General features: G+C 62.8%; 14 protein-coding genes and 1 pseudogene. 11 read left to right on the forward strand and 4 right to left on the reverse strand.

The window, feature by feature from the left end; genetic code table 11:
• The first annotated feature begins 1 nt into the window (after position 1).
• The 3 genes from AC1DIO_RS23540 to AC1DIO_RS23550 are packed head-to-tail and all read left to right on the forward strand — an operon-like array spanning position 2 to position 2,816.
• Positions 2–817, forward strand: a complete 816-nt coding sequence (locus AC1DIO_RS23540) for an ABC transporter permease (protein ID WP_441480553.1) — start codon at positions 2–4, stop codon at positions 815–817.
• On the forward strand, positions 814–1,833 hold the full coding sequence (locus AC1DIO_RS23545; protein ID WP_441480552.1) for an ABC transporter ATP-binding protein: 1,020 nt from the start codon (positions 814–816) through the stop codon (positions 1,831–1,833). The genes AC1DIO_RS23540 and AC1DIO_RS23545 overlap by 4 nt, the downstream gene beginning before the upstream one ends.
• Complete coding sequence (locus AC1DIO_RS23550; protein ID WP_441480551.1) at positions 1,830–2,816, forward strand: ABC transporter ATP-binding protein; 987 nt, start codon at positions 1,830–1,832, stop codon at positions 2,814–2,816. Before AC1DIO_RS23545 ends, AC1DIO_RS23550 begins: the two co-directional genes overlap by 4 nt.
• 812 nt (positions 2,817–3,628) lie before the next feature.
• On the opposite strand, the gene AC1DIO_RS23555 is transcribed toward AC1DIO_RS23550, so the two are convergent.
• Positions 3,629–3,835, reverse strand: a complete 207-nt coding sequence (locus tag AC1DIO_RS23555) for a cold-shock protein (RefSeq protein ID WP_476854158.1) — start codon at positions 3,833–3,835, stop codon at positions 3,629–3,631.
• A gap of 376 nt (positions 3,836–4,211) precedes the next feature.
• On the opposite strand from AC1DIO_RS23555, the gene AC1DIO_RS23560 reads away from it, so the two are divergent.
• From AC1DIO_RS23560 to AC1DIO_RS23570, 3 genes and pseudogenes are all read left to right on the forward strand, one after another.
• A complete protein-coding gene (locus AC1DIO_RS23560; RefSeq protein WP_476854159.1) occupies positions 4,212–4,619 on the forward strand; it encodes a hypothetical protein in 408 nt (135 codons plus the stop codon).
• Positions 4,620–4,755: 136 nt separating this feature from the next.
• Positions 4,756–5,454: a response regulator transcription factor gene (locus tag AC1DIO_RS23565; RefSeq protein ID WP_476854160.1), complete on the forward strand. Its 699-nt coding sequence runs from the start codon at positions 4,756–4,758 to the stop codon at positions 5,452–5,454.
• A 567-nt stretch (positions 5,455–6,021) separates the two neighbouring features.
• Positions 6,022–6,199 (forward strand): annotated as a pseudogene (locus AC1DIO_RS23570) (cold-shock protein).
• A gap of 70 nt (positions 6,200–6,269) precedes the next feature.
• On the opposite strand, the gene AC1DIO_RS23575 reads toward AC1DIO_RS23570, so the two are convergent.
• Genes AC1DIO_RS23575 through AC1DIO_RS23585 form a run of 3 tightly spaced genes read right to left on the reverse strand, consistent with a single transcriptional unit; the run spans position 6,270 to position 10,216 of the window.
• Entirely contained in the window at positions 6,270–7,526 is a 1,257-nt protein-coding gene (locus tag AC1DIO_RS23575; RefSeq protein WP_476854161.1) for a glucarate dehydratase family protein, read from the reverse strand.
• 59 nt (positions 7,527–7,585) lie between these two features.
• Positions 7,586–8,431: an NAD-dependent epimerase/dehydratase family protein gene (locus tag AC1DIO_RS23580; RefSeq protein ID WP_476832935.1), complete on the reverse strand. Its 846-nt coding sequence runs from the start codon at positions 8,429–8,431 to the stop codon at positions 7,586–7,588.
• Between the two features lie 57 nt (positions 8,432–8,488).
• Entirely contained in the window at positions 8,489–10,216 is a 1,728-nt protein-coding gene (locus tag AC1DIO_RS23585) for an IclR family transcriptional regulator domain-containing protein (RefSeq protein ID WP_476854162.1), read from the reverse strand.
• 322 nt (positions 10,217–10,538) lie between these two features.
• Here AC1DIO_RS23585 and AC1DIO_RS23590 point away from each other — a divergent pair, with 322 nt between their 5' ends.
• The 5 genes from AC1DIO_RS23590 (at position 10,539) to AC1DIO_RS23610 (ending at position 17,339) form a co-directional block, all read left to right on the forward strand.
• Positions 10,539–11,393 (forward strand): aldose epimerase family protein, encoded by an 855-nt coding sequence (locus AC1DIO_RS23590; protein ID WP_476854163.1) that lies wholly within the window; start codon positions 10,539–10,541, stop codon positions 11,391–11,393.
• Positions 11,394–11,477: 84 nt separating this feature from the next.
• Positions 11,478–13,436 (forward strand): ABC transporter substrate-binding protein, encoded by a 1,959-nt coding sequence (locus AC1DIO_RS23595; RefSeq protein ID WP_476854164.1) that lies wholly within the window; start codon positions 11,478–11,480, stop codon positions 13,434–13,436.
• A gap of 61 nt (positions 13,437–13,497) precedes the next feature.
• The gene (locus AC1DIO_RS23600) at positions 13,498–14,484 is read left to right on the forward strand and encodes an ABC transporter permease (protein ID WP_441492627.1); all 987 of its coding nucleotides are present in this window, start codon (positions 13,498–13,500) and stop codon (positions 14,482–14,484) included.
• A 3-nt stretch (positions 14,485–14,487) separates the two neighbouring features.
• Positions 14,488–15,615 (forward strand): ABC transporter permease, encoded by a 1,128-nt coding sequence (locus tag AC1DIO_RS23605; RefSeq protein WP_476769214.1) that lies wholly within the window; start codon positions 14,488–14,490, stop codon positions 15,613–15,615.
• Positions 15,612–17,339: an ABC transporter ATP-binding protein gene (locus AC1DIO_RS23610; protein ID WP_476769213.1), complete on the forward strand. Its 1,728-nt coding sequence runs from the start codon at positions 15,612–15,614 to the stop codon at positions 17,337–17,339. Before AC1DIO_RS23605 ends, AC1DIO_RS23610 begins: the two co-directional genes overlap by 4 nt.
• Positions 17,340–17,350: the final 11 nt, after the last annotated feature.

Raw genomic sequence — 17,350 nt, forward strand, 5'->3', positions numbered from 1 at the left:
CATGCTCGATCGCGTCTTCCTGGCCATCGCCGCCGCCATCCTGCTCCTGCTCCTGGTCGTCGTCGTGTTCGCCCCCTGGCTCCAGACGCATGACCCGCTGCTGCAGGACTTCGCCGCGGCCGATCAGGGTCTCTCCGCCGTGCATTGGCTGGGTGCCGACGAATATGGCCGCGATATCTTCTCTCGCCTGATCGAGGGAGCGCGCCTGTCGATTACGATCGGGGTGGCCGCGCCGATGCTGGCCGCCCTTGTCGGCATCAGCCTGGGCACGGCGTCGGCCTTCTTCGGCGGCTGGGCCGAGGCGATCGTCACCCGCCTCACCGACATGATGATGTCGTTCGATCCGCTTCTGCTCGGCGTGCTGATCGTCGCCTTGCTCGGCCCCGGCGTGCAGAACCTGTCGATCGCCATCGCGGCAGCACTCGTACCGTCATTCATCCGCCTCTCGCGGGCCTCGGCTCTGTCGGTCAAGCGGGAGGCCTATGTCGACGCATCGATCGCCATGGGGCGCGGCAAGTTCGGCACCATTGGAATGCATGTCCTGCCCAACATCGCTGGCCCCCTCATCGTCATGCTGACGATCTGGATCGGCTCGGCGATCCGCCTCGAGGCATCGCTCAGCTTTATCGGGCTCGGTGCCCAGGCTCCGGCCCCGTCATGGGGGAACATGGTGCGCGAGGGTGTTGCCGACATCTTCGGCTCGCCACTACCGGCCATATTTGCGGGGCTCGCGATCACGCTGACGGTCCTGGCCTTCAACATCCTCGGAGACCGCTTGCGCGACCGCCTCGATCCCGACCGGGTGACCGGGCGATGACGCCGCTGCTCTCCATCCGCGACCTCCAGGTCTCCTTCGGCGCGAAAAACGGCCCGGTTCAGGCGCTCCGCGGCGTCGATCTCGATCTGCACGCTGGCGAGTGCCTCGGCCTCGTCGGTGAATCCGGCTCCGGCAAAAGCCTGACCGCGCTGGCTGCGCTTGGCCTGCTGCCGGAAGCCGCCACCGTCACGGCCGGCCGCGTCATGTTCGATGGGCAGGATCTCCTGACCCTGCCGCGCCAGTCACTCGATGCGATCCGCGGTCGCCGCATCGGCATGATCTTCCAGGAGCCGATGACGGCGCTCAACCCGATCATGACCGTGGGCGAGCAGATCGGCGGGCCGCTGCGGCGGCATCTCGGTCTCTCCCGCGCAGTTGCACGCGCCCGCAGCATCGAGCTTCTGAGCCTCGTCGGCATTCCTGCGCCCGACAAGCGCGCCGCCGCCTATCCGCACGAATTGTCCGGTGGCATGCGCCAGCGCGTCATGATCGCGATGGCACTCTCCTGCGATCCGCAGGTCCTGATCGCCGACGAGCCGACGACCGCGCTGGACGTCACCATCCAGGCGCAAGTGCTCGACCTGCTGCGACGGCTGCGCCAGGAACTGAATCTTGCCGTGGTCATCATCACCCATGATTTCGGCGTGGTGGCCGAACTGACCGACCGGGTCGCCGTCATGTATGGCGGCCGGGTCGTCGAGGAGGCGACGGCCCTTCGCCTGTTCGATGCCCCCAGCCACCCCTACTCCATCGGTCTGCTGGCCGCGACGCCTTCGCTGGAGACGCAGTCCATGCGGCGGCTGCCTACGGTTGGCGGAGCTGTGCCACATCTGACCGAGATGCCGTTGGGTTGCGCCTTTCACCCGCGCTGTCCCGAATGTTTCGCCCCCTGTGCCAGATTGGTGCCGCCGCTGGAGCAAATCGAGGATGGTCACCTCGCCGCGTGCTGGGCGCGGCAGAACCAGCCGCAGGAGACGCCACAAGCGGCAGCGATGAGCGCGGGCGCGGCACCATGAGCGAACCTCTCCTGCGGCTCGAGGACTTGCAGAAGACCTTCGGCCGGGCTCCTGGCGGCATTCGGGCCGTCGACGGGGTGTCCCTTGATCTCCATCCCGGCGAGACGCTGGCCCTTGTGGGCGAATCCGGCTGCGGAAAATCCACGCTGGCGCGGCTTGTCCTACGCCTGACCGATCCTACCGGCGGGCGCATCCTGTTCGAGGGGCAGGACATCGCCGGCTTGTCGCAGCCCCGCATGAAGGCCATCCGCCGCGATTTGCAATTCATCTTCCAGGATCCGTTCTCGTCCCTGGACCCGCGCATGCGGGCGGGATCGATCGTGACGGAGCCGCTGGCAGTGCATGGCCTCGTTTCGCAGCGGGGCGAGCGAACCAGCGCTGCGGTGCGATTGCTTGAAGCCGTCGGCCTCAGTGCCCGCCATATCGGCCAATGGCCCCGCCAGTTTTCCGGCGGGCAACGCCAGCGCCTGGGCATCATCCGCGCCTTCGCGATGCGGCCGAAGCTCATCGTCGCCGATGAACCGGTCTCCGCTCTCGACGTCTCCGTGCGTTCGCAGGTCATCAACCTGCTGCAGGATCTCCAGGACGAGCAAGGCACCGCCTATCTCTTCATCTCGCATGACATGGCGAGCGTAAAGCACATGGCGAGCCGCGTAGCCGTGATGTATCTAGGGCAGATCGTCGAGATCGCGCCGAAGAGCACCTTCTTCTCGGCCCCCCAGCACCCCTATAGCCACGCCCTCCTCTCGGCCGTGCCGATTTCGCACCCGGCAAAAGTCCGGGACCGGATCCTGCTGCCGGGCGATCCACCGAGTCCCGCCGCGATCCCCAAGGGATGTCGCTTCCATCCGCGCTGCCCGATTGCCGAACCCCGCTGCAGGACGGAGGTGCCAGAGGCGCGACCGGTCGGCGAAGGGCATCTGGTGGCCTGCCACTTCGCGTCTCCTTGGCCGCTCGGCGGCGGTGGCGGACGCCCACGATAAGATCGTTGAGTTGGAATTTGCCTGTAAGAAAACGGCGACGTTGGCTGTGAACTGCCTGGGATGCCCCGGAGTTGCTCGTGACGCTGACCAAGATCCATTCAAGTGACAGACTTAGTCTGTCGCAATATAGGCGGTAGCCGCCGCTTCCAACGCTCCCCCGCAGGCAGAGCCCCGCTATTCCCGTAGCGCCGGCGCACCTTTGGAACTTCGGACGATACTCCCCCCGGGTCCGCGGTGAGCGCGTTCGATGCCGCAGGTGCCTGAACGAAATCTTCTGGATCGTCACGCTTCGGTGTCGATCTCTCGATCGACGGCATTTCCATCAGTTCCGGGGCGGGAGCTTTTGCGAGCGCGGGCAGGATCCGCTGAGCCTTCGCAGGTTCAAGCGAGTCCGGGGTGGCCGGCTTGGGTAATCGCTGCGGATCGATCTGCTGCGATCCGGGCTCTTGTTCGTTCGCGGAGACCTTCAGATCTAGGGTACCCCAAATAGATGGGTGCGGCTTTCTTTGGACGCGGCGTGTTTGTTTAAATTCAACGATGAAAGGCTTCTTGGGCGGCTTCATTGCTTTAGATGTCGCTCGATACTTTCATTGCCCGAATTGGGCTTGCAGGGATTACCGTTGTCTGCGGTTATCCCTGTCGCCGGTCCAGATGCTTCGCAGGTACGCCAAGGCTCGATCGCAACTTGCCAAGAAGATGGGGCTTGGTCAGCAAAGGCGGAAGCGCTCACGGGCTGCCTGACAGCAGTCGAAATCGGAATGTGCCATCAATCAAAAGCCGCTCGGCGGAAAACATCGGGCGGCTTTTAATTTTCAAACTTTAAGGTTAGCCGCAGACTCTTTGCCACTGCGACGGTCGGCCTCCAAATCATAGGTGATCTTCTGACCTTCAGCTAAACCCCGAAGACCAGCGCGCTCCAAGGCAGTCGCATGGACGAAGACGTCTTTACCACCTGTGTCTGGAGCGAGGAATCCATAACCTTTGGTTTCGTTGTACCACTTGACCGTTCCATTCGCCATTTTTGTTCCTATCGCTTTATTGTGACAACCCAACAAAGCGTAAAGCACCCCTCACCTTTTGCAAAGCGTCAGCATCAATCACTTTTTCTGACGGTTATCTAAGCGTTGGGAGCGGATTTAGCCGACACCTCTCAGGTTGCTTTAACCTTGAGTTTGACCTCTGAATTACTGCTTCGCTCAGCGGGTTTTGGTGTGCCATTATCGCCTTTTTGTAGCAATTGGCTCGCAATAACAAATCAATGACTACAAAGAACAAGCGGCAATTCGCGGCGGTGTGTTAGCGAAGCTGCAGAATCTATGCGTTTCGTAGCCGTCTGCGACAGAAGTACCTGTGTTCAACATGTTCTCCCGAAAGCTGCGAACTTCGAAGCCAGGCATGGTCGCTACTCGCCTGGAAGACTTCCTCGACATGATCACCACGGCAGCTTCGATTAGCGCCAAACTTGGTGGCGGCGCTGACCGCATGGTCGAGAACAAATTGGCATTCCACGCTGCTATTTGGGCAGCTGCGGATGCCTATGGGCAACTGCTCGGCGCCTCAATAGAAGAGACCACTGAGGGTGTTCAGCTGTATCTCAGTCGCTACGGCGACACAGAAGAGACGCTCAAGACGATGCTAATAAGTTTTATGATGCCCGAATTCGCTCCGTTGGTTCGGGCTACTGGCGAAGCGATCTTTGCAATCCGCGCCGAGGCTTCAGATAACGGCCTGGAACTGCGTCGCTTGACGGAGCTGGCGGAGCTAATCGCCGATTTCAAAGCGCGCCCTCAGCGCGCCAACTGATCCAATCCCTCCGCGAATACCTGCAGATTTTCGCGAATACGCCACGGATTTTGAAACCACCCTCGAAAAAATCTTGAATTATTAACCATACTTCGGCCATCCTCGCCAAATTATCCGCTGCGAATCGGAGTTTACCATGCGCGTTTTATTAATTGAGGACGACGCATCGATCGTGCAGAGCATCGAGATGTTTCTCAAGCTGGAGAACATCGAAGTCACCAAGACAGCCTATGGAGCCGATGGCTTCGCCCTCGCTCAGGCGGCGCCGTTTGACCTGATAATTCTGGATCTCGGTTTACCAGACATGCCAGGAATTCAGGTGCTCACGAAACTCCGAGCATCATCCATCAACACTCCTCTGATGATCCTCTCGGGTATCAATGAGGTTCAACAGAAGGTCCGTTCGCTGATTGCAGGGGCGGATGACTACCTGACAAAGCCATTCCACCGAGACGAATTTCTTGCACGCCTGCGGACTTTGGAGCGTCGCTGCAACGGGACCGAAAACCGCACGGTCCGGGTCGGAGACCTCTGCATTGATCTGGATTCAAAAACGGTTGACGTCGCCGGGAAGCCCGTTCGTTTGACTGGCAAGGAATATGAGATCGTTGCGTTCTTGGCGAGCCGCCGTGGGTTCACCCTGTCAAAGGAAATGATCCTCAATCACCTTTACGGTGGGATGGACGAGCCCGAGCTCAAGATCGTGGACGTCTTCATCTGCAAGGTGAGACGGAAAATCGCAGATGCATCGGGCGGAGCGAACTACATCGAGACGGTTTGGGGACGCGGCTACATGTTGAACAATGCCGAGCCATCCCTCCAAATGGTTTCCTAAGGCCGATTCTCTGCTGTCTTCGCGGATAGCTTGTCTCGGTCGCACGGGCAGCTCGGCCCGGCTGAGCTGACGCCGGGCGCGCTTCAGCGCTCGCATCGGTGTCGCGGCTCATCTCCATGCCAACCACCTTGCCGAGTTCTCTGCCAGTGATCGGTTGCAGATTGGCGAAACTGAATCTGAGTCAGTGGCAGGCCAGCGGTTGGTTGCGGCGCTGCCTACACCGTTCGTATCGCGGGGCGCAGAAGATCGCCGATGCCGTGCGCGACGCCACGCAGCACGACAAGCTCGGCCTCAACACTTTCTCGGGCTCCGGMATGTCAATTGCCTTTGCGAAAGGTCGCGGCGAGGCAGCGTGTTATCGATACGCGATTGGCGGAGATTTATATTGGCGTTACATCGTCATTCGACAGCAACTCACAGTTGAGTTGTTGGATCGACGGTAATCGCCAGCCGTCATGCTTCATGTTTGGCCTCGACAACCTTGTTTTTCGGGCAATTCCTTCCCGGCGGGTCTTCGKATACGCGCATCCCGCGGCTCAAAAGATGCAATCTTCGGGGGATGCGACTATGGCGACCGGAAACGTGAAATGGTTCAATACTGAGAAGGGTTTCGGGTTCATTCAGCCTTCGGATGGCGGCAAGGACGTGTTTGTACATATCGCGGCCGACAGAAGGGCAGAAGGTAGCGTTCGATTTGAAGACCGAGCGCGGTAAAACAGCCGCAGGCTCGCTCCAACTCCTCTGATCACTCCAAGCCTCGCAGTAATTCAAAGCCTCTTGCGGGCTTCAGCGCCCGTGGGAACCCGAGAGCCACTTCAAAAACGCKGGCGCGCCGAATTGAAGTCCAGCTGGTATTTGCGCATCTCCTTGGTGTCGTCGCGCACTCGAATGCCGCAATCGAGATACTGCTGGTGTAGGCGCTTCAACGCCGTACGGTCCAGCCGCACGCCGAGCCCGGGTCCATCCGGCGGCGCAAGCGAGCCGTTCTCGATCTGGAGCTTGCCGCCCTCAATCACCTCCTCGACCTGCCACGGGTAGTGTGTGTCGCAAGCATAGGCGAGGTTGGGGATCGTAGCGCCGACATGAGTCATCGCTGCCAGGCTGATGCCCATATGAGAATTCGAGTGCATCGAGATCCCGAAGCCGAAGACACGGCCGAGATGGGCCAGATGCTGGGTGGCGCGCAGGCCACCCCAATAATGGTGGTCGGACAGAACGACCTGAACGGCATTCAGGCGTATCGTTTCGGGAATATGCCCGAAGGCGATCGTGACCATGTTGGTGGCGAGCGGCATCGGCGCGAACGTCGCGACCTGCCCCATCTCGGTGAGCGTCCTTGTCGGGTCTTCGAGATATTCGAGCAGCCCGACCAACTGCGGCATCACCCGCCGCGTCGTCTCGACCGACCAGCCGCCATTGGGGTCGATCCGCAGCGGGTGGTCCGGAAACGCCTTGCGCAGGTGCCGGAGCGTCTCGATCTCGAAATCGGGTTCGAACACGCCGGCCTTGAGCTTGATTGAGCCGAAGCCGAATTCCGCCACGATCCGGCGCGCCTGCTCGACCATTTGTTCATGGCTGAGCGCCTCGCCCCAATCATCGGCAGGATAGCCGGGATCATCCTTGTGCCGTTCGAACTTGTAGAACAGATAGGCGCTGTAGGGCACGCGGTCACGCAGCTTGCCGCCGAGCAGGTCGTAGAGCGGCCGGCCGGTGAGTTGGCCCTGCAGATCGAGGAAGGCGACCTCGAAGGCGGAGAGCGCCGAGGCGCGGGCCTTGTCGCCTGCGGGTGCAAAGGTTTGGCCGGGGTCGGGATTATCGCCCACCGCAGCATAGACGACCTGCGTCAAGCCATTCAGGTCGAACGGGTCGAGACCGATTAGCCCCGCCTTCGCCTTGTCGAGATTGGCCAGCGTCTCCAGATCGCCATAGCTCTCCCCGAGCCCGACATGGCCCTCCGCGGTTTCGACCTCGATGATGCTGCGCAGGGCCCAGGGTTCGTGCACGCCGTTGACGTTGAGGAGCGGCGGGTCGCGGAAGGCGATCKGAGTGACACGGACATCGGTGATGCGCATCGGGGGCCTCGGCTGCACGGGGGGAGTTGGAATTATCGCGGTCAAACGGGCGCGGCGTCTCAGACACCCGCTGCGGGTGGAGGAACCGGTGCACCGGCATATTCAAGCGAGCAGAAGCCGCCACCTTGAAAATACAGCGCAGGCGGCTCATGGGTCAGCTCGGCTTCCCCAGCCATGGCCTCCTCGGCATAGTCGTCGGCACGGTCCTTGGGCCGGTAGCCCAGCCCATATGCGACCGCATTGTCGTACCATCCGCCGGCATTGTCGGAGACACCGTAGACAATAGTGTTGTGGATGTCGGGATGCTCCAGCCCGATCAGGCAGAGCTGGGCAAGATCGCGCCCACTGATCCAGATCTTGAGCGTACGGGCGCTGGCGGGAATGTCGGCGGCATTGCCGATCCGCACATGCATGCTGCGGATACCGTACTTGTCGGCATAGAGCGCGCCCACTGCCTCCCCCCAGCACTTGCTGAGCCCGTAGCGTCCGTCTGGTCGCGGCAGGACCGTCTCGTCGATGCGCTGATGCCTGGGATAGAAGCCGACGGCGTGGTTGCTCGAGCCAAATATGACGCGGCCTACGCCTTGACGTCGTGCCGCTTCATAGACGTTCCAGGTGCCGACGACATTTGTCTGCAGAATGGACTCGAACGGCGCTTCGCGCACGACGCCCGCCATGTGGATCACCCCGTCCATGCCCATCATCGCCCGCTCGACGGCGCCGATGTCGGCGATATCGACCTGCACGGCCTCCTCGTTGGTCGCGAGGCTCGCCGGGGCGACAGTGTCTAGGATGCGGATGCGGGCGAAGCGGCTGCCGAGTTCCTGGCGCAGTTTTCGCCCAATATTGCCGGCGCCGCCCGTGATCAGCAGGTTACGAACGACGGTCGGCTCTTGCAGTTCCATGCGTCTTCTCCCGGCTCTTTTTTTGAAACGAGGTGGGTGCTCCGATGCTTCTCCGGCTCAGCGCAGCAAGGCGGCTCGAAGCCGCCCGTCGAGGGCAAAGACGCTCCCGGATGCCGGAGCCTCGGCAATCTGCTGCGGTGTCAATCCGATCCGGCCGCTTGTAACGTAAAGCAAGTCCCCGCGCCTCCCACCGAAGGTCAGCCCGGTCGGACGCGGCACAGGCAAGGATAAAAGCCGCATGTCGGAACCGTCGCGCTGCAGGCGTGCCAGGCTCCAGCCGTCCCACAGCGCGACCCACAGGTAATCCGGCTCTTCCAGGGTCAGGGCCATGGGGCGCCCGTGCAGGGCATCGACGCGTGCGACCAGCCCCAGGCTCCCGAGTCTGTTGCCCGTCCTGATCGGGAAGCGGATGATATCGCCGGCCTCCCTGAGCGCGACGTAGAGATGGCGCCCAGGCGCGTCGATCAGCATGTCTGTGGGTGTGGCCGGCAGTTCCACTTCAAGTACGGGGGTCCCGTCAATCAGGCGATAGAGCCCGGGGCGGCTTTGCGGACTCGGCGTTTCCCCAACCCCGAGCCAGATTTGTCCGTCCGGCCCGTGGCAAGCGCAGGTGATGCGGGGAAGCAATTCCAGCGAAAGCGCCGGGCTCAGATCGGTCAGGCGCGCGGCCCGGTCGACGGTCATCGCGCCCTTTTCCGTCGCCACGAACCAACGCCCCTCGCCGATCGAGCTCAGGGCCAGCACCGGCGAGGTGAATTGGGCCATCACCTCGGACCGGGGTGGCGCCGCAGGTTCCTCGACGCGAGAGCGCATGATGGCGGGCGCCAGTGCGTCCAACCAAAGCAGCGAGTTCGTCGCCCCGTCCCAACTCGGCGACTTTCCCAGGAATGAGCGCCCATTGTAGGCCAGTGGCACCTGCGCAATATCGGGCCGGGCTCGTGGGCGCATACCTCCGTGCCGCTTCACGACCTCGCCAAGGCGCCTGGCCGCGGCCGCGACCTCAGGTCCGAGCTGATTAACCCGCTCCAGCGTCATCCGATAACAGGGGCCCGACACGGTGAATGCACCGAGCGGCACGCCGCTCTCGCCGGGCACGGAGGCGCTGACGCAGCGAATACCCTCCATGAACTCTTCGTCGTCGATGGCATAGCCGCGCAGTTGGAACACATCGAGCTGCGAGCGAAGCTGGGCCGGGTCCGTGATCGTCCGATCCGTGACGCGCTCGAAGCTCATGCGGCCAATCAGGGCCTCCCGCTCGTCCGGCGCCAGCGCCGCCAGGTGCGCCTTGCCCATTCCCGAGCAGTAAAGCGGCCGCAGGCTCCCCAATGGCGCGCCCGTGCTGATCGGATAAAGGCTTAGGATCTTCTGGATGATGATCATGTCTGCGCCGCCGGGCGCGGCGAAATAGACGGTTTCACCGCTGAGCTCGTGAAGCCAGCGGAGTTCCGTCATGGCGAGCATCGGCAGATCCGGGATCGGCCAGACAGCCTGAGCGTATTCGAGAAACTTGAAGCCCGGGAAATATCCCTKCCCGCTGGCGTCGACGCGCACCAGCCCACGCTGCTGCAGCGTATTGATGATGCGATAGACAGTGCTGCGCGGAAGGCCCAACTCATCGGCCAGGGTCTGCGCGCGGTGCTCGCCAGGCGCAGAGGCGATCAGGTCGAGCAGGTTCAGCGCCTTGCCGACGAGCCTGGTGCCTCGCACCTCGATGAGAGATTCGCCGCGCCGCCCCTCTTCGTCCGGCACGATATCCTGCTCGAGGCTGGTGGCATGATTGCGCATGAAACGGGGGCGGGCCTGTCGAACCGGGCTGATGCGGCGGGCCTCAGCTTACGCAGACGTACAAGCGCCTGCAATGGCTCAGTATCACGATGTAAGAAACTTCCATGCTGCAGCTGCGAAATGGTCGATACTTTTATACATAGTAAGAATGCTCGTTGACAGTGCGTCGCACCAATCCTAGCCTTCCCTTTAAGATCGGGGACATCCCGACAGGTATTGGGGACGAAACGTGACAATGGCGGACGCAACGGCGGCACAGTTCCGTTCTGCGGAGACCTCGCCGTCTGTCTACCCTCTCGCGGCGGGACCGATGAGAGCGGCGGTGCGGCCGTTGGACGGTGGGCGCATAGCGTCCCTCTGGCGCGAGGGACCCAACGGCCTGCGCAGCGACGTTCTGGTGCCAATGCCCGCTGCCGGATTCGATCGCGCATATTGGCCGAAGGCGGGCAGCTACCCGCTCGTGCCCTTTTCCAATCGCGTCCGCGATGCCGCCTTCCGCTTCGGCGAAACCCGGGTCGCGCTCGTGCCGCACCCGGCCGCGGCTCCGCACGCACTGCACGGCTTCAGCCAGACGCGGCCCTGGACCGTGATGCGGCACGCGAGCGCGGAGATCGAACTGCACTATCGCTTCGAGCCTCAAGATGATCTGGCGGGATGGCCCTGGGCGTTCGAGGCCGTCCAGCGCATGGCGCTCGATCCCTCGGGCCTGACCCACGAGATCTACGTCGAGAGCCATGCGGTCTCGCCGATGCCGGTCGGCTTGGGCATTCACCCCTATTTCGCCGTGTCCCAGGGCGACCGCATCACGTTCAACTGCGAAGCCCTTTGGGATCAGGACGCCGATGGCTGCGGCCAGCAGCTCCACTCGCTCACTGGCCGCGACCGGCACTACGATTCGCCTCATGGCGGCGAGGCAACCACGGCCTATTATTCTGGCTGGGACGGGGGCGCCTCAATACATCGCCGGGACGGCACACGGATCCTCATCCAGGCCAGCGCTCCTCTCKACCACCTCGTCTTCCATGTCCCGGCCGGCGGCAGCTATCTCTGCCTGGAGCCGGTCAACCATGTCGCTGATGCCTTCAATCTCGCGGCAGCGGGACATTCTGGAACTGGGATGCGCGTGCTCGACCCCGGCGCAACCATCTCGGCGAAAGTGCGGATCGGACTGGCATGACGTGAACAGGTGGCCGCGCCACCACGCCTCGACCCTCAGCTACACGGCCAACAGGCCGGCAACATCTCAATCCGGGAGGATGGCATGAGCAGGGATACGCAAAGAGGACCACACCGGCGCCGCGGACTGGACCGCCGCGATATGCTGAAAGGGCTTGCCGGCGCCACCGCGCTCTCGACGCTGCCCCACGCCGCCTTCGCCCAAACCGCCAAGGAGGCGCCAGCCCTCGCAAAGCTGGCCTCGGAGGGCAAGCTGCCGCCGCTGGCCGAGCGCGTCTCTGCCAACCCGCTGGTAATCAAGGTCGACAAGGTCGGCCGCTACGGCGGCTCGCTCCGGCGCGGCCTGCGCGGCTCCTCCGACCATAACGGAATTCTGCGCATGGTCGGCAACCAGGGCTTGGTGCGCTGGAACCTTGCTTTCACCGAGGTCCTGCCGAACGTCGCCGACAAATGGGAGGTCAACGCGGACTCGACCGAGTTCACCTTCTACCTGCGCAAGGGCATGAAATGGTCTGACGGCAAGCCCTTCACCGCAGATGACATCGTCTTCTCGATCGAGGACTGCGCCAAGAACACCGAACTCTATAAGTCCGCCCCCTCGCCGATCGTCATCGACAACAAGCCGGGCACGGCGACCAAGGTCGACGAGACGACGGTCAAGTTCACCTTCGCCAGCCCCTACGCGCTGTTTCTCGAGATGATGGCGACCCCGCTAGGACAACACCCGACGCTGTTCGCCAAGCATTACTGCAGCCAGTTCCACCCGAAATACAATTCCGGCGTGGCGGAGTTGGTCAAGGCGGCGAACCTGTCCGACTGGGGAACGCTGTTCCGCAACAAGTGCGGCGATATCGAGATTCCATCGCGCTGGGGCAATGCCGACAAGCCGACGCTCGACCCCTGGGTCATCAAGGAGCCCTATACCGGCGGCGCCACGCGCGTCGTGATGGAACGCAATCCCTATTTCTGGCAGGTCGACACTGCCGGTAACCAGCTGCCCTATATCGACAGGCTCAGCTTCAGCATCTCGCAGGACGTCGAGTCGCTGATGCTGGATGCGATTTCCGGGCGCCTCGACATCCAGGAGCGCCATCTCGACACGCTCCAGAACAAGCCGACCCTGTCGCAGAACATGCAGAAGGGCGGCTACCGCCTGATCGAGTTGATCAGCTCCTCGTCGCAGCAGGTTCAGATCTATCTGAACATGACGCACAAGGACGCCAAGATGCGCGAGATGTTCGCCAACAAGGAGTTCCGCAAGGCGCTCTCGTTGGGCATGGAGCGCAAGGAGATCATCGACCTCGTCTATCTCGGCCAGTCGCAGCCGCATCAGACTGGGCCCCGCCCCGGCCATCCCTGGTATCACGCCGGCTTGTCCGAGCAGTTCACCAGCCACGACCCAGCCCAGGCCAACGCCATTCTCGACAAGCTCGGCTACGCCAAGAAGGATGCCAACGGCATCAGGCTGCGACCGGACGGGCAGAGGGTCTTCTTCGCCATCGACGTGATTCCAACGCTGTATCCCGATGAGGTCGATGCGCTCGAACTGGTGAAGCGCCACTGGGCCGAAATCGGCGTCGACATCAAGGTCAACACGATCGAGCGCGCCCTTTACTACACGCGCGGCGACAACAACGACCATGATGCCGCCGTCTGGCCGGGCCCCGGCGGACTCGACCCGATGCTCGACCCGCGTGACTACTTCGCCCAGCACACTCAGGGCTCGCGCTACGCGATTCCGTGGGCGCAATGGTACGTCTCGGGCGGCAAGGACGGCCAGGAACCGCCGGAGGGCCAGAAGCAGCGCATGAAGCTGTTCGACCAGGCGCGCGCCACGGCCGACCTGGAGAAGCGCACCGCGCTGATGAAGCAGGTCTTCGACATCACCGCCGACGCCTTTGAGACCATCGGCATCTGCCTCGCGGTGAACGCCTTCGGCATCTGCAAGAATAACCTACAGAACGTGCCGGCGAAATATCCCAACGCCTGGACCTGGCCCAATCCCGKCCCGGCCCTGCCTCAGCAGTTCTTCTTCGCGACGTGAGCGACGACAGCCCGGCCGCGCCGCGAGCGTGGCCGGGCCGTCTCACCCAACAGGCAGTGCCATGCTCCGCTTCATCGCCAAGCGCCTCCTCTGGATGGTGCCCTCGCTGATCGTCGTCAGTTTTCTGTCCTTCGTGCTGATCCAGCTTCCTCCGGGCGACTTCGTCACGACCTATATCGCGACGCTCGCAGCCTCGAACGAAGTGGTCGATCAGAACACGGCGGCCGATCTGAGAATCCGCTTCGGGCTCGATCAGCCGATGATCGTCCAATATTTCAAATGGATCAGCGGCATCGTGCTCAGAGGTGATTTTGGCCTCAGCTTCGAATGGCAACAGCCGGTCAGTGACCTGATCTGGGAGCGGATGGCGCTGACCCTGGTGCTGACTTTCTCGACGCTACTCGCGACCTGGGGCATCGCACTGCCGATCGGCGTGTTCTCGGCCGTCAAGAAGTATTCGATCGGCGACTATATCGTCACCTTCTTCAGCTTCCTCGGCCTCGCCATTCCGAGCTTCCTGCTCGCGCTCGTGCTGATGTATGTCGCAGCCGTCGAATTCGGGCAGGAGGTCGGCGGGCTCTTCTCCGAGCAGTATCTCACGGCCCCCTGGAGCATCGGCAAGGTCATCGACCTGCTGCACCATCTCTGGATTCCCGTCATCATTCTCGCTGTCTCCGGCACCGCCAGCCTGATCCGCGTCATGCGCGCCAACATGCTGGACGAGCTGCACAAGCCCTATGTCACGACGGCGCGCGCCAAGGGCCTCTCGGAATTCCATCTGCTGGTGAAGTACCCGGTTCGCCTGGCCCTCAATCCGTTCATCTCGACGATTTCCTGGCTGTTGCCGAACCTCGTCTCCGGTTCGATCATCGTCGCCATCGTGCTGAGCCTGCCGACGGCGGGGCCTCTCCTGCTCCAGTCGCTGATGAGCCAGGACATGTATCTGGCCGGCGCGTTCGTGCTGCTGATCTGCACGCTCACGCTCATCGGCTCTCTCATCAGCGATATCCTGCTCGCCCTCGTCGACCCCCGCATCAGGCTGGAATAGGTAATGACCGACACCGCCCTTTCATCCGTCGACAGCACCCGGCTGGCCGTTGCCTCGCAATGGCAGCTCGTCTGGTGGGCGTTCAAGCGCCACCATCTTGCCATGGCGGGGCTGATCGTCACGGTGTTTCTTTACATCATCGCCATTGCCCCGGGTTTCTTCGCCATCAATGATCCGTCGCAGCAGAACGCACGGGCGGCATTCCATCCACCGCAGGCTATCCATTTCATCGACAGGGGGGCGGATGGGAGCTGGTCTTTCCGGCCCTTTATCCATCCTTCGGTGTTTAAGCGCGATCCGCAGACGCTCTCAGCGGTCTATAGCGAAGACAAGGCCCGCAAAACCTATCTTACGTTCTTCGGCCAAGGTTTCGAGTACAGGCTGTTCGGGCTGTTCAGCACTACGACCCACCTGATCGCCTCGGAAAACAAGGCCCAGCCGATCTTTCTGCTCGGGACGGATCGGCTCGGCCGCTGCGTTTACAGCCGTATCATCCAGGGCGCCCAGATTTCCCTGTCGGTCGGCCTGGTCGGCGTCCTGCTTTCGCTGACTATCGGCATCCTGCTCGGCGGCATCTCCGGATATTACGGCGGTCGCATCGACTTTGCGGTACAGCGCGTCATCGAGTTCGTGCTGTCGCTACCTAGCATCCCGATCTGGCTCGCGCTGTCGGCAGCCCTGCCGCAGGATTGGCCCGCKACCCTCAACTATTTCATGATCACGCTGATCCTGTCGCTGACCGGCTGGGCCCAGCTCGCCAGGGTCGTGCGGGGCCGCTTCCTGAGCCTGCGTACCGAAGAATTCGTCACCGCGGCGCGGCTCGACGGTGCCTCTGAAGGACGGGTCATCTTCCGCCACATGCTGCCGAGCTTCGCCAGCCACATCATCGCGTCGATCTCGCTGGCGATCCCGGCCATGATCCTCGCAGAGACCGCGCTCAGCTTTCTCGGCCTGGGGCTGCAGCCGCCGACCATCTCCTGGGGCGTATTGCTGCGCGAGGCACAGAACATCCGCTCGATCGCGACCGCGCCCTGGCTGTTCGCGCCCGGCGTCGCCGTGGTGATCGCCGTGATCGCCCTCAACTTCCTTGGAGACGGATTGCGCGATGCCGCCGATCCGTACAACAAATGAGCGTCATCGATCTCGCCATCGGCCAGGAGCTGCGCCCCGCCGCGCCGGCGCCGACGATCCTCGAAGTCAGGGATCTCGTGACGCACTTCCCGGTGCGCAACGGCGTCGTCAAAGCTGTCGACGGAGTCTCGTTCACGCTCCAGCGTGGCAGGACGCTCTGCATCGTCGGCGAGAGCGGCTCGGGCAAGAGCGTGACCGCGCGCTCGATCCTGCAAATCGTCGATGCACCTGGGCGTATCGTCTCGGGCGCGATGGTCTTGCGCCGGCCCGATGGAACCTCCGTCGATCTCGCGAAGCTCAACCCGCGCGGGCGTGAGATCCGCGCGGTCCGCGGCCGCGAGATCGCGATGATCTTCCAGGAGCCGATGTCGTCGCTGTCGCCGGTCCATACCGTAGGCGACCAGATCATGGAGGTGCTGCAGCTCCACCTGAACATGGGCAAGAAGGAGGCTCGCGCGCGCTGCGTCGAGCTCCTGGCGCAGGTCGAGATTCCCAAACCCGAAGCCGCCGTCGACCGCTATACGTTCGAGTTTTCAGGCGGCATGCGCCAGCGCGTAATGATCGCGATGGCGCTCGCCTGCAATCCCTCCCTGCTCATCGCCGACGAGCCGACGACCGCGCTGGACGTCACAACGCAGGCCGAGATCCTTGATCTGATCAGGAGGCTGCAGCGGCAGCACGGCATGGCCGTGATGTTCATTACGCACGATATGGGCGTGGTCGCCGAGGTTGCCGATGAGGTGCTGGTGATGCACCACGGCAAGGTGATGGAGAGCGGCCCGGTCGACGCCATATTCCACGCGCCGCAGGACGACTACACCCGCATGCTGATCAGCTCCGTGCTAAAGCTCGAGCAGAAGGCCGAGATCAGGCTGAGGCGCGCGCCGATCGCGCAAGAGGCTCCGCCCGTCCTGCAGGTCCGCAATCTGGAAATGCATTTTGGCTCGCCCAAGGCTCCGCTCAGGGCCGTCGACGACGTCTCGCTGGAGGTCAGACCGGGGGAGACGCTCGGCATTGTCGGCGAGTCCGGTTCGGGCAAAACCACGATGGGGCGCTGCCTGCTGCGGGTCTACGAACCCAACGCCGGAGCGATCGACTATCGACGCGCCGATGGCGAGGTCGTCGACCTGCTCAAGGCTGACAAGGAGACGCTGAGGGCCTGCCGGCGCGAGATCCGCATGATTTTCCAGGATCCGGTGGGTTCGCTCAACCCGCGCATGACGGTGGCCCAGATCATCGGCGAGCCCCTGCTCGTCAACAAGATCGCCTCCGGCAAAGAGCTCGACGACCGGGTTGCTGAACTGTTGCGCCAGGTCGGCCTGGAGCCCTCCTGGCGGGAGCGCTATCCGCATGCCTTCTCCGGCGGCCAGCGCCAGCGCATCGGCATCGCGCGTGCCATCTCCCTTAACCCACGCGTCATCGTCGCCGATGAGGCGACCTCGGCGCTGGACGTCTCGCTGCGCTCGCAAATGCTCGACCTGATGATGAACCTGCAGGACAAGCTCGGCTTATCCTACGTCTTCATCAGCCACGACATCGGCGTCATCCGCTACATGTGCGACCGGGTGGCTGTGATGTACCGCGGCAAGGTGGTCGAGACCGGTGGGGCCGAGCAAGTCTGCAATACGCCCACGCACGCCTATACCCAGGCCTTGCTCTCCGCCATTCCGCGACCCGACCCTCGGGCGCGCAGCATCCACCGCCGCCACCGCTACTCCGGTTAACGAGCCTACGG

This window comes from Allobosea sp. 05T439 (assembly GCF_056396005.1).